23 protein-coding genes are annotated in these 26,392 nt (G+C 34.3%); 15 read left to right on the top strand and 8 right to left on the bottom strand.

Features of this window, described 5'->3' with window-relative positions:
* The first annotated feature begins 84 nt into the window (after positions 1–84).
* The 7 genes from radA (at position 85) to Q0992_RS12910 (ending at position 8,435) form a co-directional block, all read left to right on the top strand.
* On the top strand, positions 85–1,443 hold the full coding sequence (radA, locus tag Q0992_RS12940) for a DNA repair protein RadA (RefSeq protein WP_299525044.1): 1,359 nt from the start codon (positions 85–87) through the stop codon (positions 1,441–1,443).
* Between the two features lie 105 nt (positions 1,444–1,548).
* A complete protein-coding gene (locus Q0992_RS12935; protein ID WP_299525041.1) occupies positions 1,549–2,124 on the top strand; it encodes a Crp/Fnr family transcriptional regulator in 576 nt (191 codons plus the stop codon).
* Between the two features lie 177 nt (positions 2,125–2,301).
* Positions 2,302–2,931, top strand: a complete 630-nt coding sequence (locus Q0992_RS12930; RefSeq protein WP_299525038.1) for a hypothetical protein — start codon at positions 2,302–2,304, stop codon at positions 2,929–2,931.
* Positions 2,932–3,024: 93 nt separating this feature from the next.
* Positions 3,025–6,429 (top strand): isoleucine--tRNA ligase, encoded by a 3,405-nt coding sequence (gene ileS, locus Q0992_RS12925; RefSeq protein WP_299525035.1) that lies wholly within the window; start codon positions 3,025–3,027, stop codon positions 6,427–6,429.
* A gap of 4 nt (positions 6,430–6,433) precedes the next feature.
* A complete protein-coding gene (locus tag Q0992_RS12920) occupies positions 6,434–6,817 on the top strand; it encodes a TraR/DksA C4-type zinc finger protein (protein WP_299366020.1) in 384 nt (127 codons plus the stop codon).
* A 1-nt stretch (position 6,818) separates the two neighbouring features.
* Complete coding sequence (locus Q0992_RS12915; RefSeq protein WP_299525032.1) at positions 6,819–7,721, top strand: hypothetical protein; 903 nt, start codon at positions 6,819–6,821, stop codon at positions 7,719–7,721.
* A gap of 48 nt (positions 7,722–7,769) precedes the next feature.
* The gene (locus Q0992_RS12910; RefSeq protein WP_299525029.1) at positions 7,770–8,435 is read left to right on the top strand and encodes a lipoprotein signal peptidase; all 666 of its coding nucleotides are present in this window, start codon (positions 7,770–7,772) and stop codon (positions 8,433–8,435) included.
* On the opposite strand, the gene Q0992_RS12905 is transcribed toward Q0992_RS12910, so the two are convergent.
* From Q0992_RS12905 to rimK, 3 genes are read right to left on the bottom strand one after another with little or no spacing between them, the layout of a single operon-like run.
* The gene (locus Q0992_RS12905; RefSeq protein ID WP_299525026.1) at positions 8,389–8,952 is read right to left on the bottom strand and encodes a 5-formyltetrahydrofolate cyclo-ligase; all 564 of its coding nucleotides are present in this window, start codon (positions 8,950–8,952) and stop codon (positions 8,389–8,391) included. The genes Q0992_RS12910 and Q0992_RS12905 overlap by 47 nt on opposite strands.
* Positions 8,952–9,917, bottom strand: coding sequence for a succinylglutamate desuccinylase/aspartoacylase family protein (locus tag Q0992_RS12900; RefSeq protein ID WP_299525023.1), 966 nt, complete (start codon positions 9,915–9,917; stop codon positions 8,952–8,954). The genes Q0992_RS12905 and Q0992_RS12900 overlap by 1 nt, the downstream gene beginning before the upstream one ends.
* Positions 9,918–10,793, bottom strand: coding sequence for a 30S ribosomal protein S6--L-glutamate ligase (gene rimK, locus Q0992_RS12895; protein ID WP_299525020.1), 876 nt, complete (start codon positions 10,791–10,793; stop codon positions 9,918–9,920).
* 130 nt (positions 10,794–10,923) lie between these two features.
* Here rimK and uvrC point away from each other — a divergent pair, with 130 nt between their 5' ends.
* Entirely contained in the window at positions 10,924–12,717 is a 1,794-nt protein-coding gene (gene uvrC, locus Q0992_RS12890) for an excinuclease ABC subunit UvrC (RefSeq protein WP_299525018.1), read from the top strand.
* Between the two features lies 1 nt (position 12,718).
* Complete coding sequence (locus Q0992_RS12885) at positions 12,719–14,983, top strand: patatin-like phospholipase family protein (RefSeq protein ID WP_299525016.1); 2,265 nt, start codon at positions 12,719–12,721, stop codon at positions 14,981–14,983.
* A gap of 83 nt (positions 14,984–15,066) precedes the next feature.
* On the opposite strand, the gene Q0992_RS12880 is transcribed toward Q0992_RS12885, so the two are convergent.
* The 5 genes from Q0992_RS12880 to Q0992_RS12860 all read right to left on the bottom strand — a co-directional run bounded on the left by Q0992_RS12880 (position 15,067) and on the right by Q0992_RS12860 (position 18,422).
* Positions 15,067–15,504 carry a hypothetical protein gene (locus Q0992_RS12880; RefSeq protein ID WP_299525013.1) on the bottom strand — a complete coding sequence of 146 codons (438 nt, stop codon included), beginning with the start codon at positions 15,502–15,504 and terminating at the stop codon, positions 15,067–15,069.
* Positions 15,505–16,176: 672 nt separating this feature from the next.
* Entirely contained in the window at positions 16,177–16,596 is a 420-nt protein-coding gene (locus tag Q0992_RS12875) for a hypothetical protein (protein WP_299525010.1), read from the bottom strand.
* A 2-nt stretch (positions 16,597–16,598) separates the two neighbouring features.
* Positions 16,599–17,177 carry a hypothetical protein gene (locus Q0992_RS12870; protein WP_299525007.1) on the bottom strand — a complete coding sequence of 193 codons (579 nt, stop codon included), beginning with the start codon at positions 17,175–17,177 and terminating at the stop codon, positions 16,599–16,601.
* Positions 17,161–17,715: a hypothetical protein gene (locus Q0992_RS12865; protein WP_299525004.1), complete on the bottom strand. Its 555-nt coding sequence runs from the start codon at positions 17,713–17,715 to the stop codon at positions 17,161–17,163. The genes Q0992_RS12870 and Q0992_RS12865 overlap by 17 nt, the downstream gene beginning before the upstream one ends.
* Positions 17,716–18,149: 434 nt before the next feature.
* A complete protein-coding gene (locus Q0992_RS12860) occupies positions 18,150–18,422 on the bottom strand; it encodes a hypothetical protein (protein WP_299525001.1) in 273 nt (90 codons plus the stop codon).
* Between the two features lie 450 nt (positions 18,423–18,872).
* Here Q0992_RS12860 and Q0992_RS12855 point away from each other — a divergent pair, with 450 nt between their 5' ends.
* The 6 genes from Q0992_RS12855 (at position 18,873) to pgi (ending at position 26,309) form a co-directional block, all read left to right on the top strand.
* The gene (locus Q0992_RS12855) at positions 18,873–20,030 is read left to right on the top strand and encodes a homogentisate 1,2-dioxygenase (protein WP_299524999.1); all 1,158 of its coding nucleotides are present in this window, start codon (positions 18,873–18,875) and stop codon (positions 20,028–20,030) included.
* A gap of 131 nt (positions 20,031–20,161) precedes the next feature.
* On the top strand, positions 20,162–21,322 hold the full coding sequence (gene hppD / locus Q0992_RS12850) for a 4-hydroxyphenylpyruvate dioxygenase (RefSeq protein ID WP_299525084.1): 1,161 nt from the start codon (positions 20,162–20,164) through the stop codon (positions 21,320–21,322).
* 281 nt (positions 21,323–21,603) lie between these two features.
* On the top strand, positions 21,604–22,398 hold the full coding sequence (locus Q0992_RS12845; protein ID WP_299524996.1) for a DUF3108 domain-containing protein: 795 nt from the start codon (positions 21,604–21,606) through the stop codon (positions 22,396–22,398).
* A gap of 3 nt (positions 22,399–22,401) precedes the next feature.
* Complete coding sequence (locus Q0992_RS12840) at positions 22,402–23,334, top strand: tryptophan 2,3-dioxygenase family protein (protein ID WP_299524993.1); 933 nt, start codon at positions 22,402–22,404, stop codon at positions 23,332–23,334.
* Positions 23,335–23,346: 12 nt separating this feature from the next.
* Positions 23,347–24,666, top strand: a complete 1,320-nt coding sequence (locus Q0992_RS12835) for a peptidoglycan DD-metalloendopeptidase family protein (RefSeq protein WP_299524990.1) — start codon at positions 23,347–23,349, stop codon at positions 24,664–24,666.
* On the top strand, positions 24,666–26,309 hold the full coding sequence (gene pgi / locus Q0992_RS12830; protein WP_299524987.1) for a glucose-6-phosphate isomerase: 1,644 nt from the start codon (positions 24,666–24,668) through the stop codon (positions 26,307–26,309). The genes Q0992_RS12835 and pgi overlap by 1 nt, the downstream gene beginning before the upstream one ends.
* Positions 26,310–26,392: the final 83 nt, after the last annotated feature.

Genomic DNA, 26,392 nt, shown 5'->3' with positions numbered 1-26,392 from the left:
TTGGTTTAAGGACATCAACTAAAATTATATTAATTTAGCTGTTCTAAAATTACTTCTCTAAGCCCCTTGGCTTACAAATAGAACATGGCTAAAGTAAAAACAACCTTTTTCTGTCAAAATTGTGGTGCTCAATATGCCAAATGGCAAGGGCAATGTACATCTTGCAAACAATGGAATACTATTGCTGAAGAAGTCATACAAAAACCAGAGAAAAACGATTGGAAATCTTCGTCATCCAACTCTAAACGTGTTTCAAAACCTCTTAAAATTGATGAAATTGACACTTCACTCGAATCCAGATTAGATATAAAAGATACTGAGTTTAATCGTGTGTTGGGTGGTGGAATGGTGCTCGGATCGGTAACACTTTTGGGAGGTGAACCAGGTATTGGTAAGAGTACACTTTTACTTCAAATCGCCTTAAAGCTTCAACAGAAAATCCTATATGTATCTGGAGAAGAAAGCCAGAAACAAATTAAAATGCGTGCCGAGCGCATTAACCCTCAAAGCAAGAGTTGCTATATTCTTACGGAGACTAAAACTCAAAATATCTTCAAGCAAATCGAGCAGTTACAGCCAGACTTCGTGATTATCGATTCTATTCAAACCTTGCATAGTGATTACATTGAGTCTTCAGCCGGAAGTATCTCACAAATCAAAGAATGCACTACAGAACTTATTAAATTTGCCAAGGAAACTGCCACACCTGTATTGTTAATTGGTCATATTACAAAAGATGGTCATATTGCAGGTCCGAAAATCCTGGAACATATGGTTGATACCGTATTACAGTTTGAAGGTGACCGTAATCATGTCTTTAGGATTCTTAGAGCTCATAAAAACCGTTTTGGTTCTACCAATGAGTTGGGGATATACGAAATGCAAGGTTCTGGACTAAGAGAAGTCTCCAACCCATCCGAAATTTTAATTTCCGAAAAAGATGGTGAACTCTCTGGCAATGCTATTGCGGCTACACTAGAAGGCTTAAGACCGTTGATGATAGAAGTTCAGGCTTTGGTGAGTACAGCTGTTTATGGTACACCACAACGTTCAGCAACGGGTTTTAATGCCAAACGATTAAATATGCTTTTGGCTGTTTTAGAAAAACGAGCTGGTTTTCGTTTAGGGGCCAAGGATGTATTCTTAAATATTACGGGAGGTATTACTGTAGATGATCCTGCAATTGATTTGGCAGTTGTAGCTTCAATATTATCTTCTAATGAAGATGTTGCTCTTCCCAATGATTTTTGTTTTGCAGCTGAAGTAGGCTTATCTGGAGAAATAAGACCTGTACAACGTGTAGAACAACGTATATTAGAAGCAGAAAAGCTTGGATTCTCAACTATTTTTATTTCTAAGTACAATAAGTTTACCTTAAAGGAACCCTCTATTAAGATTCAACTGATTTCCAAAATCGAGGATTTAGTAGATTTTCTCATTTAGATATTAAATTAATGACTCTAGGACCTTTTTAGTAGTATTAATAGATTATATTGAGCACCTATAAAAATTTTTAGAATCTCGAGTTGAGATTAATATTTTAGAATCATGGATGACCCTAACTTTGATTTTTTAAAATCAAAATTCCGTATTTCAAAAGAAGCCTATGAGATTTTAACAAGCCTGGCATCTTATAAAAAAATAAAACAAGGTGAGATACTTGTAGAACAAGGTTCCATAAGTAATCATATCTTTTTCTTAAGCTATGGTTTAATACGTTCTTACCATATACTTGAATCTGGTAAAGAAATCACCAAAAATCTTTATACAACATATAGTTTTGTTGGTCCCTTTTCTTCGATATTAAAAAATGAACCCTCATTATTAACCCATGAGGCTTTAACAGATTCTATTTTGTACGAAATAAATTTTAACGATTTTATTCAGCATACTAAAACCAATATCGAAATAAGTAATTTATACAGTAGAATTTTAGAGTATCTGTTTATTCTTTATGAGAGAAAACATTTAGATCACATATCGTTGAATGCCACAAAACGGTATCAAATCCTAAAAGAGCAAATCCCAAATATAGATAGCATTATCCCTCAATATCAGATAGCGTCCTATCTTAATATTACCGCGGTACAATTGAGCAGAATAAAAAAATACCTCCCAGATTAACATATGTTAATCAATTAAAGAATAATTCGGCATACCTTTACTAATAAGATTAATTCTACTAACCAAAAATTAGTTAATAACCCTAACAGAAGAAAGCAAACGACATTCGTTTGCTTTTTTTATGATATAAACTATACCTTAGATAGAAATAGTTATATATTATTAGATTTTCCTAAATTGAAAATCAAATTTTTAAGTTTAAATAAGTCCATCTCTTTAATGATTCTCAAAAGCCCAGTAATTTTAATTTTAATAATAATCTCAGTTTCAAAAATTAGTTTTTGCCAAGATCAAGAAGCAACTTTACATTTTTATGATGGTTCTTCTATTGAAGGTTATGGTTATATTTTTCAAAGATATAAGATAAAATTCAGGGCATCTTTAGAAGATGAACCAGATGTTTGGGAGGGATTGGTTGTTAGTGGGATTACATTTCATGGATTTGAGTATGATATACGTTTCGATTACCAATATGCCAAAAATCATGAACGATATCCTTTATTATTAGAGGTCTTAACTGAAGGTGAAGTTACTCTTTACGCAAACGTAATTAAAGATATTTTTTTTATACCCTCTTTTGATGATAAGATTCCTGGGTTAGGCTCATCTTTAATTACAGGGGTAAAATATTACGTTAAACGAGAGAACGAAGAACTAGCAACAAAATTAAAAGGGCGTTTCAAAAAATGCATCATCGCATACTTTGGGGAATGTTCAGGCTTAATCAAAGGTATTGATAATCATGAATTCAGGTGGGCAACTATGATTGATTTAGTGAATTATTATAACGATTTCTGTGTAGACTAAATCAATACTTTATTTAGATTAACATTAATTGTATTTACCTTTAATTTCCCTTAAAATTCGTTAATTTCGCAGATTGAAAAGAATTTTGATGATATGAGCATAAAGTTCCCTGAATATAAAGGACTTAACTTGCCAAAAGTAGCCAAAGACATAGGTGGCTATTGGGAAGAACATAACATATTCGAAAAAAGTGTCACCACCAGGGAAGGAAAGTCCCCTTATGTGTTTTTTGAAGGACCTCCCTCTGCAAACGGATTACCTGGAGTGCACCATGTTCTGGCAAGAGCCATTAAGGATATTTTTCCTCGCTACAAAACCATGAAAGGCTTTCAGGTAAAACGCAAGGCTGGTTGGGATACTCATGGATTACCTATTGAGCTTGGTGTTGAGAAAGAACTAGGCATTACAAAGGAAGATATTGGCACCAAAATTAGTATTGAAGAATACAACGAGGCTTGTAAAAAAGCTGTAATGCGTTATACCCACATCTGGAATGACCTTACCAAAAAAATGGGCTACTGGGTAGATATGGACAATCCATATATTACGTATAAGCCCAAATATATGGAGTCTGTTTGGTGGTTATTAAAGCAGATATACGATAAAGATTTATTGTACAAAGGCTATACTATTCAACCCTATTCACCAAAAGCGGGGACAGGTCTAAGTTCACACGAGTTGAACCAACCAGGGACTTATCAAGATGTAACGGATACTACGGTGGTTGCTCAGTTTAAGGCTAAAGAAGAATCGCTTCCAGAGTTTTTACAAAATGAAGGGGATATTTACTTCTTAGCTTGGACGACTACACCTTGGACATTACCGAGTAATACCGCATTAACTGTTGGGCCGAAGATTGACTATGTGTTGGTAGAAACTTATAATCAATATACGTTTAAACCGATGAATGTTGTGTTGGCCAAGAACTTGGTTCAAAAGCAATTCACAGGAAAATACCAACAGGTTGAAACAAAACCAGAGCTGTTAGACTATAAGGAAGGAGATAAAAAGATTCCGTTCTATATAGTTGAGGAGTTTAAAGGCAAAGACTTAGTTGGTATAAATTATGAACAACTTTTAGATTATGCCTTACCAAACGATAACCCAGAAAATGCCTTTAGAGTCATATCTGGAGATTTTGTTACCACTGAAGATGGTACAGGAATTGTTCATACCGCGCCTACATTTGGTGCAGATGATGCCTTGGTTGCCAAACAAGCAAGTCCAGAAGTGCCACCACTATTGGTGAAAGACAATAATGGTAATCTGGTACCACTAGTGGATTTACAAGGTCGATTTAGACCAGAAATGGGTGAGTTTGCAGGGAAGTATGTCAAGAATGAATATTATGAAGATGGAGAATTGCCAGAGAAATCCGTAGATGTAGAGTTGGCTATTAAATTGAAGATTGAAAATAAAGCCTTTAAGGTCGAAAAATACAAGCACAGCTACCCAAACTGCTGGAGAACGGATAAACCAATCCTCTACTATCCTTTAGACTCTTGGTTTATTAAAGTAACCGATGTTAAAGATCGTATGTATGAGTTGAACACTTCCATAAACTGGAAGCCAAAGTCTACAGGCGAAGGTCGTTTTGGTAATTGGTTAGCTAATGCAAACGATTGGAATTTATCGCGTTCACGTTTTTGGGGAATTCCACTTCCTATATGGCGAACGGAGGACGGTAAAGAACAAAAATGCATTGGTTCGGTAGCAGAACTAAAAAGTGAGATGGCAAAGGCTGTCCAAGCAGGTATAATGACTGAGGATATTTTTGCTGATTTTGAAGTCGGTAATATGTCAGAGGAGAATTACGAAACAGTCGACTTGCACAAGAACGTTGTTGATAAGATTATTTTAGTTTCTGATTCAGGGCAACCTATGAATCGTGAAAATGATTTAATCGATGTTTGGTTCGATTCGGGTTCGATGCCCTATGCCCAATGGCATTATCCTTTTGAGAACAAAGATCTCATTGATAAAAATGAAGCCTTCCCAGCGGACTTTATTGCTGAAGGTGTCGACCAAACACGTGGATGGTTCTACACATTACATGCCATCGCCACTATGGTATTCGATTCGGTAGCCTACAAAAATGTGGTGTCTAACGGATTGGTCTTGGATAAGAATGCACAGAAAATGTCTAAGCGCCTCGGTAATGCGGTTGATCCTTTTGAAACCTTAGCTAATCACGGAGCGGATGCCACCAGATGGTATATGATTAGCAATGCGAATCCTTGGGATAATCTTAAGTTTGACATTGATGGTGTTGAAGAAGTTAAACGTAAATTCTTCGGGACTTTGTATAACACGTACTCGTTCTTTTCATTGTATACCAATTTAGATGGATTTAATTATTCTGAGGATGATACCCCTTTAAATGAAAGACCAGAGCTTGACCGTTGGATCCTTTCAGAATTAAACACACTTATTCAAAAAGTAGATACGTTTTATGCGGAATATGAACCGACAAGAGCCGCACGAGCGATTTCAAACTTTACTCAGGATTATTTAAGTAATTGGTATGTGCGTTTAAGTAGAAGGCGCTTCTGGAAAGGGGATTATCAAACGGATAAGATTTCCGCATATCAAACTCTTTATGCCTGTATGGTGACTATTGCAAAATTAGGCGCGCCAATTGCTCCGTTTTTTATGGACCGCTTGTATCTAGATTTAAATGCAGTAACACATAAAGAAAGCTTTGAAAGTGTTCACTTAGCCGAATTTCCTAAAGCAGATGCATCTGCAATAGACAAGGTCTTAGAACGAAAAATGGAAAACGCACAGACAATATCTTCCTTGGTATTATCGTTGAGAGCAAAGGAGAAGATTAAAGTGCGCCAACCATTACAGAAAATAATGATTCCTGTTGACAACGATCAACAAAAGAAGGAAATTGAAGCCGTTTCTGATTTAATAAAGCACGAAGTCAATGTTAAGGAAATTGAACTTTTGGAAGATGCTTCAGATATTTTGGTAAAGCAAATTAAGCCCAATTTTAAGGTTTTAGGGCCTCGATTTGGAAAAGATATGAAGCTGATTTCTAACGCTATAAGCTCATTTTCAGGGGAAGACATCAAAAAAATCGAGCAAAAAGGTACTTTAGACGTTGAAATTAACGGAAAAAATATTACATTGGTATTAGATGATGTTGAGATTACATCTCAAGATATAGAAGGTTGGCTCGTTGCAAATGAAGGTGTACTCACTGTAGCCTTAGATGTAACAATAACAGAAGAATTACGCGAAGAAGGTATTGCACGTGAGCTCGTAAACCGAATTCAAAATTTACGTAAAGATTCTGGATTTGAAGTTACTGACCGTATAGACGTACAGCTTCAAAACGATGAGCAAGTTTCAGCAGCGATAGCTTCAAATGAAGCCTATATTAAGTCTGAGACCTTAACGGAAAATTTAAAAATAATTGATAATTTGAGTGATGGTATAGAGATAGCTTTTGATGAGGTCAATACCAAACTATTTATACAAAAACACTAAACCTATGGCAACAGATACAAAAAATAGATATTCGGATAAAGATTTAGAAGCTTTTAGAGTTTTAATTCAAGAAAAAATCGATAAAGCTGAGCACGATTTAGAGTTGATAAAAAGTGCCTATATGAACGATCACAATAATGGTACTGATGATACGTCTCCAACGTTCAAAGCCTTTGAAGAAGGAAGTGCTACAATGAGTAAGGAAGCAAATTCCGCATTGGCTATTCGTCAGGAAAAATTTATTCGCGATTTAAAGAACGCTATGATTAGAATTGAGAATAAAACTTATGGTGTATGTAGAGTTACAGGCAAGCTTATAAATCCCGAACGCCTAAAATTAGTGCCACATGCCACACTAAGCATTGAAGCTAAGAACATGCAGAAGTAAAATGTCAAATACCTATAAATTAAAGCCTTGGAACTACTACTTCAAGGCTTTTTTATTGTTTTTAATTTTAACTAATTGCCTTTTTGTTAGGGCTCAAGCCAATGATACAGAAGCAGCTTTATATAATATTGGTTTTGGTGCTGTTTTTAGTACCGTTGGTGCTATTATTAACAAACCAAAAGATGAGCCTTTAGGTAAGGTAATTAAAAAGTCCTTGTGGCAAGGGGCCTTGGGTGGCTATATAACTTTTGAAAGTAAACGTATTTTAAGAGAAGCCCAACGCCAAGAACAATGGGAATACTTTTGGGCTGCAAAGCTTGTAAATGCAGCAGGTACGTCCATAAAAGAAAATGCGGCACTTAATTACGATTTTTATGATAGATGGCATCTTAATATTGGCTTCAACCGCATAGAGTTTAATACTAAAGGTAAATTTTCATTAAATTATAAACTCATGCCAATTGCTTTTGTTTTCAATATAGATGCAATATTTAGGTATAATTTTGAGTTAAAGGAAAGTTTAAGAATAGGAGAGTTTATTTACTCAAGTTCTGAATTGCAAACAAGTAACAATTTAAACAATGTTTTTGCTGCAGCATCAGCAGGTTATATAGTTTATGATCAAATGTTTTTGGATGATTTTAAAACTAGTGTGCATGAAGTAATTCACATATATCAATCTAATGATTTTCAAATATTTAATACCTATTTAAATAAGCCTTTAGCCAATTGGTCTTCAAACAATTCTGTAGTTAACTGGTTGAACAACCATCTTTATGTAGAGTATCATTACGCAATACTCAGACCTATATATATGTTCGAGACTGAAACTGCAAATTCATTTTATGATAATTTCTTAGAGCGTGAAGCAGGTTTTTATAGTCATACGCTATGGAATAACTAATATTAGAGCAATTTAAAATATTGGTTTACATTTGCCCAAAATTGTTTAATGTCCCTAAAGAGAGCTTCATTAGTCATCGTCCTTATTTTACTTATTGACCAAATCAGTAAAATCTATATCAAAACACATTTTGAATTGAATGAGGATATTACCGTGTTTTCTTGGTTTAAAATTGCTTTTGTAGAAAACGACGGTATGGCTTGGGGCACCAAATTAAGTGATTTTGTTTCCTTTATATCCGATAAGACTGCAAAGCTAATTCTAACTTTATTTAGGATTATAGCAGTAACTGGGATTGGATTTTGGCTAGTTGATGTTACCAAAAAGAAAAAATCAAAAACACTTGTGTTCGCTATTGCTATTATTTTTGCTGGTGCTTTGGGAAATATCATTGATTCAGTATTTTACGGAATATTCTTCAGTGATAGTTATATGCAAGTCGCAACATTTTTACCCGAAGATGGGGGCTATGCCGAAGTGTTTCATGGTAAAGTCGTAGATATGTTACATTTCCCTATTTGGAGAGGTATTTTACCTGAATGGCTACCATTTTTTGGAGGAAAATATTTTTCGTTTTTTGACCCTGTATTTAATGTGGCTGATATGGCTATCAGTACTGGTATTGGTATTTTAATTGTGTTTAACAAGAAGGCCTTTAAAGATATCTCTAAAACAGAAACACCTGATGTGGAGTCACACAGTAATTTAATTTAATATCTTCTTCTGAAGTTACAAAATCGCCTTCCTCAACATTAAAAAAAGATAAGCCAATTTTTATGGTTTTAGGATGGCACTCAGCTAAAAACCGATCATAAAAGCCCTTGCCATAGCCCACTCTATTTCCATTATTATCAAAAGCCAATAATGGCACAAAAACAACATCTATTTGAGAAGGTAATACCTCAATACCATCAATTGGTTCTGGAATATTATAGGAATTTTTTTTTATTCTTGTATTGTCGGTTAACAGGTAATGCGTCATGGAGTAATCATCAAAATTGCTCTTAGAGATTACGATGTTTTTATCCTTACCCGCCAGAATATTTAAAATATATTCCGTGTTGATCTCCTTTTGTTCTTCAATACTCAAAAAGATATGGTAGAATGATTTATCCCAAATTTTAAGTGACAGTAACTGGTTGGCAATGGCAAGACTAAAATCTTCGATTTGTTCAGCTGTTAACTTCTGTCGTAGTGCTTTATATGTTTTCCTTAAGCTAGCTTTATCCATTACGCTAGCTTTGTAGAAATATGAAAAATAGCATCTCCTTGATAGATTATAGGCGACTCATTTACATTAAATACATAACCGTTATTTGGGGCCTTTACAAAATGATTAAAACTACCGTAGGGATCAGTGATATGGCCTAAGACATCACCTTTCTTAACTTGAGTATTTACAGAAATATTAGACCTAAACATTCCTGAATGGCTAGCTCTTATCCACTTACTATCCGTGATTTTTATACAGTTCTTTTTTGGTTTAGAAGCTTTGAATTTTCGATTTAGCATTCCTAAATGATGTAATACGCGTTTTATGCCATTGACACCTGTATTTGTGACTGTTTTATCAATATGGAATGACTTTCCACCTTCAAATAGTAACATTGGAATACCTAATTTATAACAGGAATTTCTAAAGGACTTATTAAGGTTTTTAGAGTAATAAATAATTGGCGCTCCAAAAACCTGTGCTAATTCATCTAAAATAATTTCATTTTTTACGATTCGTATTTGAGCTGCATTAAACCGATCTGCACCACCAGTATGAAAATCTAAAATTAAATCAGCGTGTGGCACAATTTCTGTCATTAATTTATGGGCAACCCTACTTGCTAAAGAGCCATTTTTTCCGCCAGGGAAAACACGGTTGAGATCTCGCCCATCTGGAAACTCCCTATCCATATGGATAAATCCAAAAACATTAATCACAGGAATACAAATAATGGTACCTTTCTTTGGTTTATTAATACCTTTAGCAATAATCTGCCGAACAATTTCCACACCATTAACTTCGTCTCCATGAATCCCGGCGGTTATTAATACAGTTGGACCAGGTTTTTTAGAACGTTCTATAATTACCGGGACATCAATTGTATTTTGGGTATGTAATTTGGCGACATTAAAACTTACTTTGGCACTTTTGCCTAGTGCTACTTTTTCGCCAAGTATATCTAAAACTTCTTTTTCGCTCATCTATCTTCGATTGCGTTCTACGAAAGTAATGATAGCTCTTGCTATATTTTTTTGAGTAGCTCTTTCAATGCCTTCCAAACCTGGTGTAGAATTCACTTCCATGATTAAAGGCCCTCGTGCGGACTGAAGCATATCTACACCGCAAACAGGTAACTTTAAGGCACGTGCTGCTTTTATTGCTAATTTTAATTCATCTTCCGAAAGGCGTATTAAATCGGCTTTTCCTCCTCTGTGCAAGTTAGAACGAAATTCCCCTTCCCTCCCTTGCCGTTTCATTGCACCAACCACTTGACCATCAACGATAAGTGCCCTTAAATCAGCACCTTTAGCTTCAGCAATGTATTCTTGTACGAGTGCTCTAGCTTGTAACCCGTTGAAGGCTTCAAGAACTGATTCAGCAGCGTTCCTAGACTCTGCTAAAACTACACCTAATCCTTGTGTGCCTTCAAGCAACTTAATAATTACAGGAGGCCCACCTACATGGTTCAATACCTCTTCAACATCTCTAGAGTAATTAGTGAAAACAGTTTTTGGCATTCCGATACCAGCCTTAGACAAACGCTGAAAACTTCTTAGTTTATCCCGACTTCTTAAAATAGCATCAGAGGTTACAGTCGTAAACACATTCATCATTTCGAATTGCCTTACAACAGCGCAGCCAAAAAAGGTTACGGACGCTCCAACTCTAGGGATGATAGCATCAACATAGTTCAGATACCGGTCTTTATAAAAAATAGTAGGTTTCTCTCTTTCAATAATAATATCACACTTCAGAGGGTCAATGACTTCCATATCATGTCCTCTGTCTTCACCTTCTTCAACAAGACGCCTTGTGGAATACAAGTTTTCATTTCGGGAGAGGATGACGATGTTCATAGGAATACTTAAAGCGCCTTAAATTAAAAAGTATTTAAAGTTATTCATGCTAAAATATTCAAAGTTTTTCATATTCACTTAACGTACTTAAAACTTTAGGTGCTTAGAACTTTTATTTACCTTTGATTTAATGTCGGAAACTTCATTGGAAATACAAATTAAAACCTTACCTCACCAGCCTGGAGTATATCAGTATTTTGATAATGATGACACCTTAATTTATGTTGGTAAAGCTAAGGACATAAAGAAGCGTGTTAGTAGTTATTTTACAAAGCATCACGATTATGGAAAAACAAGAGTCCTCGTTAAAAATATAGCATCCATAAAGCATATTGTTGTAGAAACAGAAAACGATGCGCTTTTATTGGAAAACAATCTCATAAAGAAGTATCAGCCCAAGTACAACGTTATGCTTAAGGACGATAAATCCTATCCCTGGATTTGTGTTAAGAAGGAACGTTTTCCAAGGGTGTTTTCCACGAGGAGAGTCATTAAAGATGGGTCGGAATATTTTGGTCCTTACACGAGCATGAAGACAGTGAGGACGTTGTTAGATTTAATCAAAGGGCTCTACCATTTGCGTACTTGTAATTATGATTTATCCGAAGCTAAAATCGAGTCAGGAAAGTATAAAGTTTGCTTGGAATATCATTTAGGTAACTGCAAAGGAGGCTGTGAAGGTAGAGAAACTGAAGGAGCTTATCATGCCAATATAAAAGCCATTAGAGAAATTCTTAAAGGAAATTTTAAGGACTCACTGCAACAGTTTAGGGCTCAGATGAAGCAATATGCTGAAACCATGCAGTTTGAAGATGCTCAAAAGATAAAAGAAAAGCTAGAGATTTTAGAGAACTATCAGGCTAAATCGACCATTGTAAATCCGAAGATTAGCAATGTCGATGTGTTTTCGATTGTAAGTGATGAAACCTATGCTTACATTAATTTTTTACAATTAAGTTACGGCTCTATTATAAGGTCTCATACACTTGAAATTAAGAAGAAACTTCAAGAAACTGATAAAGAACTTTTAGAAATTGCCATTACGGAAATTCGTCAACGATTTAATTCTAAATCTAATGAAATCTATGTGCCCTTTAAAGTAGATCTAGGAGAAGAAATTAAAGTTACTATTCCTAAACTTGGAGACAAGAAAAGTATAGTCGATCTGTCTAAGCGTAATGCCATGTACTATCGCACGGATAAACTCAAACAAATTAAAATAGTCGATCCCGATCGACATGCCAACCGCATAATGGCACAAATGAAAGCAGATTTGCGATTATCTGAAGAACCAAGGCATATAGAATGTTTTGACAATTCCAATATTCAGGGAACAAATCCTGTAGCAGCCTGTGTTGTATTCAAAAATGGAAAGCCTAGTAAAAAAGACTATCGCCATTTTAACATAAAAACGGTTGAGGGACCAGATGATTTTGCCTCTATGGAAGAAGTCGTACACAGACGCTATAAGCGCTTATTGGAGGAAGATCAACCACTACCTCAGCTCATTATTATAGATGGTGGTAAAGGTCAATTGTCTTCTGCACTTAAAAGTCTTGATATTTTGGGTTTGAGAGGAAAAATAGCGATTATCGGAATTGCCAAACGTTTAGAGGAATTATTCTATCCAGATGATCCAATTCCATTATATTTAAACAAAAAAAGTGAAACCTTAAAGATTATTCAACAGTTGCGTAACGAAGCGCATCGTTTTGGTATTGAGCATCACAGAAACCGAAGAAGCAAAAGTGCTCTGACGACCGAACTTGAAAATATACCAGGTGTGGGAGAGCAAACGATTGTTGACTTAATGAAACAATTTAAAACGGTTAAACGCATTGCCAATGCAAAATTAGATGAACTAGAGGCCATAGTAGGAGTCTCGCGAGCCAACAAAGTGTATAATCATTATCATAAAGAATAAATTGAAGCTGTCCCAAACATATGATTTAAAGTGTAAGTACTTATCCATTTTTCTTATCCTATTTTTTTTAGTATTTAATACACACCAAATACAAGCTCAAAAGGAAAAAGAGCCTAAAGTGGGCCTAGTGCTAAGCGGAGGAGGCGCAAAAGGCTTTGCACATATTGGAGCTTTAAAGGTAATTGATAGTCTAGGTATAAAGATAGATTATGTGGCTGGAACCAGTATGGGAGCTATCATTGGCTCTCTATATGCAACAGGCTATTCAGGGCAGCAGTTAGAAGATCTCTTCAACACTATTGATTTTGATGAATTAATCAATGACGAATTTCCTAGATCATCAAAACCATTTTACGAACGTGAAAACGCCGAAAAATATGCGGTTAGCCTTCCATTTGATAACTTTAAAATCAACTTACCATCGGGATTGTCTCGTGGGCAAAATGTCTATAATTTACTGTACCAACTGATGCTTCCCGTGAGCGAAATAAGAGATTTTGGGCAATTACCGATTCCTTTTTTCTGTATAGCAACCAATATAGAGACAGGTGAATCCATTGTAATGGATAAAGGACGTTTGGCCGAAGCAGTAACGGCTAGTGGTGCTTTACCATCATTGTTTCAGCCAGTAACCATTAATGATACTATTTTACTCGACGGTGGAGTGACCAATAATTTCCCAGTTGAAGAGCTTAGGGCCAAAGGTATGGACATTATTATTGGTGTTGACGTACAAGATGCGCTTAAAGATCGGGAATCCTTAAAATCGGCACCAGAAATCTTAGTCCAGATTAACAATTTTAGGACTATTAATGCTATGAAGAGCAAAGTTCCCCTAACTGATATTTATATTAAACCAGACATTACTAACTTCTCTGTCATTTCTTTTGATGAAGGAAGAGATATAATTGCCAACGGCGAAATTGCTGCTAGAGGAAACATGTCACAGCTATTAAATGTAAAGCGCCAACAACGTACTCCTTTTAAGAGACCTAAGCTTCAAATTTTAGATAGTATAAAAATAAATTCAATTAATATCAGTGGCAATAAAAGGTACACAAGATCTTATCTTTTAGGGAAACTCAAATTCAAAAATGGTGAAAAAATCAGTTATAAAGACTTTAAGGAAGGTATAAATAATCTAATAGCCACCAGTAATTTCGAGACATTTCGATATTATTTAGAACCAAATACAGAAAACTCTGGTTATAACTTAGTAGGTAATGTTATAGAGTCTGAAACATCGACCTTTTTAAAACTTGGCGTGCACTATGATGGTTTGTATAACAGTGCGGCATTAGCAAATATTACCAAAAAACGATTGTTGTTTAATAATGACATTGCCTCTTTGGATGTTATTTTAGGCGATAATTCGAGATATAACTTTGATTATTTCATTGATAAAGGATTTTATATAAGTATTGGGCTAAAATCACGCTTCAATCAATTTAATAAAAATGTTAACCCATTATTGGCCCTAGAGGAAGACTCCCCCTTGCTTACTGGTCTGAATAAAATCGATGTAGAACTAACAGATTTCACCAATCAATTATACCTACAGACCATTTTTAGACGGGACTTTGCACTTAGGGTTGGCGCTGAACACAAACGTCTTAAAATAACTTCCGAAACCATCATTGATGATGACCAAGAAGATGAATTTACTTTTGAGAGCACGGACTATTTTAGTGTTTTTGGAAACTTAGTTTTTGACGATTACGATAACCCATATTTTCCTAAATCTGGATTCTATTTTAATGGTGATTTCCATCTGTATCTTAATGCTTCTGATTTCAATGTTGATTTTGAGCAGTTCTCAATTGCCAAGGCAGATATAGGATATGCATTTAGTTTTACGGACAATTTGGCTCTTAAGACCGAAACCAGTGGTGGGTTTAAAATCGGTGACAACTCTACTACAACTTTGGGATTTGGTTTGGGAGGCTATGCCAATAATTTTATTAATAACTTTCAATCTTTCTATGGTTATGATTTTTTGGAGCTTTCTGGCGACAGTTTTGTTAAGGCAACCTTTACCTTGGATTATGAAATATTTAAAAAGCATCATATTCTACTAGCCGCTAATTATGCGAATATAGCAGATGGTATTTTTGAAACTGGAGAATGGTTGTCATCTCCAGATTTTAGTGGTTATGCATTGGGTTACTCTCTTGAGACGTTTCTTGGTCCATTGGAAGCAAAGTACACCTACTCACCTGAAACAGGGAATGCCTATTGGTTTTTTAACCTTGGGTTTTGGTTTTGATTATCAGGGTGTGTGATTATGCCGAACTCATTTAAGTAGTCCTTTTACGATTAAAGACACATTTATGCCAAAAAGTAAAAGATTTAGTTTTTAGATGACAACAGTCTGGTTAAAGGACCTCTATCTTTAAATAGTACATTGTTAATAAAGTTGTTTAAGACCATCGAAAGCATGCGGTCACCACTATTTACATTATTTGCAATGCCGTCATCTAAAGGGCTACAAAGACTAAAAAAATCACTGTAATCTTTGTAGGTGTTTTCAATTATCTTAATGTTAGAAAATAGTTTTGTGTTTAATTCTTCGGAATTGGGTTTAAAATCAATATTATTTGTAGCATCAAAGAACGAAAAAGATTTAGTATCATCGAACGATGTGTCCAATGATAACAATTCAGATTCATAATCGATTTTAGGTATGGCTACAATATCAGTAAACGAGTAAGGTTTTTCACCTGAATTCTGAGCACAGACAAACTGAATAGAACACAATACCAAATATAAACTGAAGATAAGTTTCATTTAATGAATAAAGATAATAATTATATAAAGTTACGAAATTTTCGCATATTTGTGACTATATGAAACCATTTTGGTCAGATATAAAACTTTATTTGCACTTCCTTATCAAAAGGAATCCAGAATAATAGATCTATTAAACTAAACTTACCTCTTTACAGAATTCGTTTCAGCATTTCAGTATCCCATCCTAATAATAGTAAATGTGGGTTCAACAGGAATAAATTGATTATTATAGCAGTAAAACAGAAAATTAGACACTCAAAAATTATTATGTGTGTAATGAATCCAAACACCTAAGGTGTGATTTTTCTTTACTAGTATCTTATTTCCGGATTTTAGAGCTTAATGGAGTGACTATCGTAACCTTTTCTAAACCTCCAAATACTTTTATTAGGACTCCAGCTATTAGCATGTATTCAGTGACTTGAGTGAGAAATTAAAACAAAATTTTACATACCTAAGCCCCAGGTCTACAATCTAAGAAGAACTGTCGTAGAAGCCATTTTGAATAACTTAAAGATGTGCTAAGCAGAACGCGTTAGGTAAGGAAATGCGAAAGGAAATTTTAAAAAAGTCTTTTCTACATTATTAGACTAGATTTGATTATGTTAAATGGCTTATTTAATTTGTTTGATAGTTTTGTTGGACTCACGCTAATCACTTAAATTAAAATCAAAAGAACCTTTGGAAAATGCGACCTTTAAAAATAAAGTTATTAATATAATTGTTAAGGATGTAAGATAGTATGGCATCACGACTATCAATACTATTAGAAATGCCGTCATTTAAAGGAGCGCATAGGATAAAAAAACTACCGTAGTCTTTATAGGTGTTTTCTACAATTTTAAAATTTGAAAACAACTTTTTATTTAAAGCTTGGACTGTTAATACATGGTTATTGCTATTGTCATATTGGTACTGAAAAGAGCGATTTTGATTCATAATATTAGTAATCGCCTTCAGTTCGGAATCGAAGAAATGTTTGGGTTCTAAAAAATTATTTGAGAAGGAATATTCAGATTGCACTATGTCTTGAGATTGCACTGATAGAATTGTGATGAATAAAGAAGTAAAAAAAATCAAATGTTTCATAGCTAGTTCTTTTTAACCTGTAATTGATTAAATTTTGAATAATCAACAACACCATTTATTAATGGCATATCGTTAGATAAAACTATTGTTTTAAATCCTAAATCCTCCAGTTTTTTTTTGTGCTTGATGTATCGAATCCCTAATTTTTTCCAATCAACAGAAAATAGAAATAGTGCTGTAATAGTATCGTTTTGGTTCAGAATATCATTTGAATTTAAATTCTTTAAAGTTAAATCTACGTTATAGCCTTTTTGATCTAGTAGATTTTCTACAAGGTCGTAAGAGAGCTGTGTGAATAATTTTCTAGGTGGGCAATTGGAATTCAAACTGTTAGCTACCTCATTAATAGTTAAAATTTTATCTCCTTTAATGAAGAACGTAAACGCAGGGATTAAAAAAACAGTTTTTTTAGTCGCATCTGAGACGTAATATATGCTGGTGCTGTCTAAAGAATATTCCTTATTTATAAATTTAAAATAAGAACTTTTGTTATCGAATCTATAATCAACTTGTCCCTGGCTCGTTTGAGCCAAGAGACAAATTTTGAAAATTGTTATAAGAATTTTAATTTTTATCTTCATAAGGTACAATATATTTAAAAAAGTCACCATCTGCTATTTTAGAGTACGAACCTTCAATTAATTTGATTTTGTTTGTAACATAAAAATCTTTGCCAACATCAAGAGTATCAAAATCGGATGGTATATGATTTTGGGAGTTAACTATATCTCTGTCAAAATAAATTGTGATTTGGGATTGACTAGGGTCAGAAATGCCTATCGCAATTGTTTCTTGAGTTATTTTGTCGTAAGATACATTTTGTAAACGAGCAGATATTTCAGGCGAATTAGGTACACATTCAAAACTTATATTTAAATTTGCCGCAAAACAAAAGCCAAAACTTTTCTTTTTGCAAGTGCCCTTTTTTGCACCACCTGCGGCAAATAATAATAATTCTTCAAAGAATGTGATTTCTAAATGATGGGTTGGGCCACAGAACAAATCTTTTGCCTGTGCTTCAAAATTTATATTTTGCTCTTCATTATTTATTTCATTTTGGTCATTAGAACAAGCAAATAAGCCTAATGTGAGAATGAGTAGTATTAATGGTTTCTTCATAATTTTAAGTTTAAGACCATAATCATGGTCGATTAATATAAAACTTTTCCCAATAAAAGGGATAGAAGCATTTAAAATTTAAGAAGCATATTTTATCTCTAGTTAAGGGCAAGAGATGTAGAAGCATTTTTTAGAAGTCTTTTTGCGCTATTTATTTGAATTCTTAGGGTTTCGAAAAAAAAGCTTGCGCAAGCTATATGTCAACATTTTTTGTTAACCACAAAATCTAAAGTTCGCTTCTAAATTAACTCTAGAAAATATTTTTAACATTACAAATTTAAGAAAAAAGTAGAAATTAACGAAAAAATATTAAGAATTTTCTTAAATTTTAGTCTTGATTTTTTCGTAATCCCTCGCCTGTTTAATTTTCAATTTTAAACACTTTTTAATCTGGATTTTAGTATAATTTTTTTGTAATGAGGTTTCTAATTTTTTTAGGAAGTAAACCTCATGCGAAGTAAGATGTTGTTTACAAAATTATAAATAATCACAGATAACATTAAGTCACCACTATCAATAGGGTTTGTGATGCCGTTTTCTAAAAGACCACAGCCACGAAGATATTCGTTGTAATCTCTATAAGTGTTATCAACTAGCTTAATATTAGAAAATAGTTTTGTGTTTAACTCTTCAGAATTGGTTTTAAAATCAATGCTATTTGCATCAAAGAACGAAAAAGATTTAGTATCATCGAATAATCTATCCAATGGTAACAATTCAGATTCATAATCGATTTTAGGTATGGCTAAAATATTAGTAAATGAGTAAGGTTTTTCACCTAAATTCTAAGTACAGACAAGCTGAACAGAACACAATACCAAACACAAACTGAAGATAAGTTTCACTTAATTAAATAAAGGTAATAATTATATAAAGTTACGAAATTTTCGCATATTTGTGGCTATATGAAACCATTCTGGTCGGATATAAAACTTTATTTGCACTTCCTTATCAAAAGGAACCCTGAATAGCTTTGTTTCGTTATTCCTGCTTGGTGTCATTTAGCCTACACTGAGCGAAGCCGAACTGCAGTCGAAGCAAATTCAAGGCTCAAAGGGAATACCTTCATTTTTTGTACCTTTAGAACACTATCAATTGGCTGTAAAGTATTAAAGTCAATTGAATCTTGAACATTGAATTTTAAACTTTAAACAAACATGCCATTTTACCATAAATTAGGAAAGATTCCTCCAAAACGCCATACACAGTTTAAAAAACCAAATGGTGACTTTTATTATGAACAATTATTTGGTACCATTGGCTTTGACGGCATGTCAACCAATAGTTATCACGAGCAACGCCCAACACAGGTAAAAGCAATAAAAGCCCAGTACAATATTGCTCCAAAAGTAGCAAAGGCAAATAATATGCAATCCTACCGTTTCCATGGGTTTAAGGTAACACCAGAAAACGACTATCTAGACAGTAGAAAGGTGGTTTTAACCAATAGTGATTGTAATATTATTTTAGCAGCACCCAAACAATCAACTGAAGATTATTTTTATAAAAATACAGATGCTGATGAATTGATTTTTATTCATAAAGGCTCGGGCAAATTAAGGACACATTTGGGTAATTTAGATTTTAAATATGGAGATTACCTTTTGATACCCAGAGGTATTATTTATAAAATAGACTTTGATTCTGAAGATAACCGTTTATTTATTGTAGAATCTTACAGACCTATTTATACACCAAAGCGTTATCGTAATTGGTTTGGGCAACTTTTAGAACATTCCCCATTCTGTGAGCGCGATTTAAGACAACCTCAGGAATTAGAAACTTATAACGAATCGGGTGATTTTTTAATTAAAATCAAAAAGCAAGATGAGATATTTGATATGGTCTATGCTTCGCACCCTTTCGATGTTGTGGGTTATGACGGTTACAACTATCCATATGCGTTTTCAATTCACGATTTTGAGCCTATAACTGGTCGTATACACCAACCACCACCAGTACATCAAACATTTGAAACCGATGCTTTTGTGGTATGTAGTTTTGTGCCAAGATTATATGATTACCATCCTCTTTCTGTACCAGCCCCTTATAACCACAGTAATATAGACAGTGATGAGGTACTCTATTACGTTGATGGTGATTTTATGAGTAGAAATGATATCGATGCTGGTCATATTTCATTGCATCCTGCTGGTATTCCGCATGGACCACACCCAGGGGCTATGGAACGAAGTATAGGTAAGGTAAAAACGGATGAACTTGCCGTTATGGTAGACACATTCAAACCTTTAAAGGTTACAGAAGAAGCCTTAAAAATAGCTGATGAAGATTATTTTAAATCTTGGATTGAATAAAATGCCATCTTAACCTTTTCGAAAGAAAGGAACACGTGGCATAAAAAAATAAAATAACCATTTAAACAAACTCTTTTAGCCCAACAGTAAGAGTTCTTCCCCCTTGGGGAAGTTAGAAGGGGCTTCTAATTATTATGAAAGAAGTAAAGTCCGTTAATTACGGTTTAGAAAAAATATTCGACGGAGCGCAAGATTTCCTTCCGCTTCTAGGAACAGATTATGTAGAATTTTATGTCGGTAATGCCAAACAGTCGGCACATTTTTATAAAACCGCATTTGGTTTTCAATCGTATGCTTACAAAGGTCTGGAAACAGGTTCTAAAGACCATGTTAGCTATGTTTTAAAGCAAGATAAGATACGTTTGGTGCTAACAACACCACTTAATAGCAGATCACCTATAAATAACCATATTGTAAAGCATGGAGATGGTGTTAAAGTCATTGCGCTTTGGGTCGATGATGCACGTAAGTCTTACGAAGAAACTACAAAACGTGGCGCTAAATCTTATATGGAGCCCATTGTAGAAAAGGATGAGTTTGGTGAAGTTGTTAGGGCTGGGATTTATACTTATGGCGAAACCGTTCATATGTTTGTCGAACGCAAAAACTACAGTGGGGTATTTATGCCTGGTTTTGTGGAATGGAAAAGTGATTATAATCCAGAACCTGTCGGTTTAAAATATATAGACCATATGGTAGGTAATGTAGGCTGGGGACAAATGAATACTTGGGTGAAATGGTACGAGGATGTCATGGGATTTGTAAATTTCCTATCCTTTGACGATAAGCAAATTCATACCGAATATTCCGCCTTAATGAGTAAAGTAATGAGTAATGGCAACGGACGTATTAAGTTTCCGATTAATGAGCCAGCAAAAGCTGCTAAAAAATCACAGATAGAAGAATATCTGGATTTTTATGAAGATTCTGGCGTGCAACATATAGCTGTAGCTACTGATGATATCATAAAAACAGTATCGCAATTAAAAGCTAGAGGCATAGAATTTTTGCCACCTCCACCTCAAGCATATTACGATATGATTCCAGAGCGATTAGGTGTTCATATGGAAATGATGAAAGAAGATATTGCTGAGCTTCAAAAATTATCGATTTTGGTAGATGCAGATGAAGAAGGTTATTTGCTACAAATATTCACTAAACCGGTAGAAGATCGCCCGACCTTATTTTTTGAAATTATTCAACGAATGGGAGCCCAAGGTTTTGGCGCAGGCAATTTTAAAGCGTTATTCGAATCCATAGAGCGCGAACAGGCAAAGAGAGGTACCTTATAAAAATTGAAGCGCGTCTAGACCCCTACTTCTAAACGCGCTAATATAAAAACTAACTCTAAAATTTATTGCACAAAAATAAATTAGTATCTCTGTGTTTTGGTTTGTTCTACATTAACATCGAAGAATCTTAAAAATGTGAGCATTAATCGAAAAATTTTAGAAAACAACTAAGGTTTTTGCTTGTGCTTCAGGGTTTTAATAGATTTGGAACAGTAATTGTATTTAAGAGAATAGTAACATTAAAATTGCGTTACATTATTTAAATTTACAAACTGTAGAGTATGAAATATTTATTTACCATATTGGTTTTCTTAATTGGACTAAAAGCCCCCGATGTTCAAAAAGAAACTGCCTTTCAATCAGGAGAGTGGTTTAAATTTAGAATGAGCTATAGTGGCTGGTTTAAGGCAGGTGAAGGAACCTTAAAAGTTGAAGAAAAAAAATTAAAAGGAAAGTCCGTTTTTCATGTCGTAGGAAAAGGAAAAACTACTGGAATAGTAAACACCTTCTTTAAAGTAAGGGACCGCTATGAAAGTTACTTTGATACGCAAACTGGTGTTCCATATAAGTTTATCAGAAAAGTAGATGAGGGTGGCTACACTAAAGACATAGAAATTGAGTTTAATCAAGAAGAACAAAAGGCAATAGTCAATAATAAAAAGCATAAAAAGGTTACGACCGTAACTACCGAAAAAGATGTTCAGGATATGGTATCTATGTACTATTATCTCAGAAATAAAATAGATATTGAATCCTTAAAAAAAGGAGACGAAATAAGGTCTAATATGTTCTTCGATGCAGAGAATTACGGTTTTAAACTTAAGTACTTGGGAAAAGAAATCATAAAGGTAGATATTAATGGTTCTAGGGTTAAGGTAAGGTCCCTTAAATTTAGGCCTTATGTTATGGCTGGCCGTGTTTTTAAAGAAGAAGAGAGTTTAACATTGTGGGTAAGTGCAGACAAAAACAAAATTCCATTAAAAATAAAAGCAGATCTTGCTGTAGGATCTTTACGTGCAGATTTAGTCCAGTTTAAAGGACTAAAACATTACTTTCCAATTATATTTGATAATTAATTTATGTCAGATCAGCCAAATTACGAAGACATTATAAAAGCGCTTCAAGAGAAGTATACCAAAATAGACCAAGATACAGACGACCATTTATACGGCTTGCTATATAGCAAGCCGATTACGTATTGGGACTATATCCAAACCGATGCATTGCTAAATCTTCAGACTCAACGTACAACACTTCCAGATGAGATGGTTTTTATTGCCTACCATCAAATCAATGAACTTATTTTTAAGATGATTCTCTGGGAAATTTCACAGGTTGCTGAAAAAGAAAACTTAGATGTTGTGTTTTTTGAAAACAAAATAATGCGCATTAGCCGTTATTTTGATATGCTTACAACGTCTTTCAACATTATGCGCGAAGGGATGGAAGTTGAGCAATACATGAAGTTTAGATATACCTTGACTCCTGCCAGTGGATTTCAAAGTGCTCAATACAGGCTTATCGAGTTTGCATCCACTGAGTTAATAAATCTTATAGATTACAGATTTAGGAAAAATATAGATAGGAATACACCTTATACGCATGCCTTTGAACATTTGTATTGGCAAGCAGCAGGAAAAGATCATAAAACAGGTGAAAAATCCACACTTTTAATTAATTTTGAAAAGCGTTATAAGGACGAGTTCTTAAGATTTATGGAAGCTTACAATACTAAAAATCTCTGGACACGTTTTAAAGAATTACCAAAAGAAGATCAAAACGATGAAGATTTAGTAAAAGCGATGCGCCATTTTGATTATACAGTTAATGTCACTTGGGTTATGGCACATTATAATACTGCAAAGCATTACATAGACAGTGGTATAGGCGATGGAGAGGCAACAGGAGGAAGTGATTGGAAAAAGTATATGCATCCGAAATATCAAAAACGTATTTTCTTTCCAGATTTATGGACAGAAGAGGAATTAGAAAATTGGGGAAATAACATATAATTAGCACAATTGATGCACATAAAACGATTAATAGCAATAGCCGTTTTTATAGTACTTGTTTTTGCATGTAAAGAAGATAACATACCATCTAAAGCCAAAAAAGACATTGCAGAAAAGATAGAAGAAAAAAAAATAATAGAATTTGGTTTTGACCAAAGCCAATACGAATTTAAACGAGACACCATTAAGAAAGGAGATACTTTTGGTATCATTCTAGAACGCCATAACATTGGTTATCCAGAAATCTTTCAAATTGCTGAAAAGACAAAAGACACTTTTGATATAGCAACAAAGCTTCAAGTCGGCAAACCTTATACGCTGCTATATTCAAAAGAGAATAATAACGACAGTATCCAAAAGCCCACTACCTTTATTTATCAGAACACATTGGAAGACTATGTGGTTATTGATTTTAAGGATTCCATACAAGCTTATACAAAGACAAAACCAATAACATACATCGAAAAAACGGCTACTGGTATTATAGAAAATAACATATCACTGACATTAGAAGAAAAAGGTCTGAGCCAAGTATTGGCTAACAAATTGGCAGATGATATTTATGCATGGACTATAGATTTTAGAAAACTACTCCCTGGGGACAGATTTAAGGTAATTTATACTGATAAATATATTAACGATTCCATATACGCTGGTGTACACGATGTGCAGGCTGCTTATTTTGAGCATAAAGGGGATACATTGTACGCCTTTCAATTCGAAACGGATTCTATTAAAAATATTAAAGATTACTTTGATGAAAAAGCTAAAAATCTTCGCCGTGCATTTCTGAAGATGCCAGTTAAGTTCGGACGGCTGTCTTCGCGCTACAATCTAAAACGTCGTATTGCCTATTATGGTTACAAAATAAGACCTCATAAGGGTACTGATTTTGCCGCACCAATAGGTACTCCAATTATGGCAACCGCAAACGGAACCGTTATTGAATCGACAAGAAGAGGTGGCAATGGCAAATACGTTAAAATAAGGCATAATGCCACATATATGACCCAATATTTACATATGAAGGCTCAAAATGTAAAGAAGGGCGATTACGTAAAACAAGGCGATGTCATAGGTTGGGTTGGCATGACAGGAAATACAGGCGGTCCACATGTTTGCTATCGCTTTTGGAAAAATGGAAGACAAGTTGATCCGTTTAAACAAAAACTGCCTGAAGCAGAGCCAATTTCTGATAGCTTAAAGGTAAGATATTTAGAATACATAAAACCAATTAGGCTAAGGCTAGACAATATTTTCTTTTTAGAAGCTGAACTTACTAAAGAAACAGAAAACACAATAACCGAGGACCCTCTTACAGATATACAATAATGGCACTTAAATCTACCAATCCGACCACAACAAATTCTTGGAAAAAACTACAATCACATTTTGAAACCATAAAAGGCAAACACCTTAAAGAGTTGTTCGATACTGATTCTAATAGAGCTACAGATTTAACGATAAAGTGGGATGATTTTTATGTTGATTTTTCTAAAAATAGAATTACAGATGAGACTTTAGCTTGTCTTATTGATTTGGCAAATGATGTCGATTTAAAAGATGCCATTTCAAAATATTTTAGTGGTGATATTATAAATGCTACTGAAGGAAGGGCGGTTTTGCATACGGCATTACGTTCGCCAAAAACTACTGAAGTATTTGTGGATGGTGAAAATATTATCCCTAAAGTTTTTGAAGTAAAAGAAAAAATTAGGGGGTTTACTGAAGCTGTTGTTTCTGGGGAACATAAAGGTTTCACAGGTCAGACGATTACGGATATTGTAAATATTGGTATTGGTGGCTCTGATCTTGGGCCAGCTATGGTTGTAGATTCCTTACAATATTATAAGAATCACCTGAATACACATTTTGTGAGTAACGTTGATGGAGATCATTATAACGAAATAATCAAACGTTTAAAGCCAGAGACCACACTTTTTGTCATCGTTTCTAAAACCTTTACTACCCAAGAAACCCTTTCAAATGCCAATTCAATAAGAGCCTGGTTTTTAGAGTCGTTGCCACTAGAAGCTGTCTCAAAGCATTTTGTAGCGGTATCTACAAATATTGATAGCGTTAAAGCATTTGGTATTGATGAAGACAATATCTTTCCTATGAAAGATTGGGTTGGCGGTCGTTTTTCGTTATGGAGTGCTGTGGGCTTATCAATAAGCTTGGCCATAGGCTATAATAACTTTGAAAGTCTACTTAATGGAGCCCATAAAATGGACAAGCATTTTAGAGACACAGATTTTAAAGAGAATATACCTGTAATATCTGCATTATTGACCGTTTGGTACAATAATTTTTTTAATGCCGAAAGCGAAGCAATCATACCCTATTCACAATATTTAAATCAGTTTGCTACTTATTTGCAACAAGGTATAATGGAGAGTAATGGAAAATATGTTGACAGAAAAGGAAATGTTGTGGATTATCAAACCGGAACCATAATTTGGGGAGAACCAGGCACCAATTCGCAACATGCTTTTTTTCAGCTGATTCATCAAGGCACTAAACTAATTCCTGCAGATTTTATAGGGTTTATAGAATCACTTCATGGCAACAAAGATCATCACAATAAGCTAATGTCTAATTATTTTGCCCAGACAGAGGCTTTAATGAATGGTAAAACCAAAGCTGAAGTTTTATCAGAATTAAGTGGTCAATCCACATCAGAGGAAGAAAAAGACAAATTGTTACCGTTCAAAATATTCGAAGGCAATAAACCAACAACCTCTATATTAATAAAAAAACTTACACCCGAAAGCCTTGGAAAACTTATTGCTATGTATGAGCATAAGATATTTGTTCAAGGTATTGTATGGAATATATATAGTTATGACCAATTTGGAGTAGAATTAGGGAAACAATTAGCAAAAACTATCCTCAAGGAATTAGATTCTGGCACAAGTGCAAGTCAACACGATACTTCCACCCAAAATTTAATTACTCATTTTAGAACATCATAATGGTGTAACAAATATGTTTCTTACAACCCCTTAATCGTAATTAGCATAAACAATATTGATGTAAGTCTTTAGAAACTAACTGT

It is taken from the genome of Winogradskyella sp., from assembly GCF_028289625.1.
Classification (GTDB): Bacteria; Bacteroidota; Bacteroidia; order Flavobacteriales; family Flavobacteriaceae; genus Winogradskyella.
This window is presented reverse-complemented; position numbering and strand designations above follow the sequence as displayed.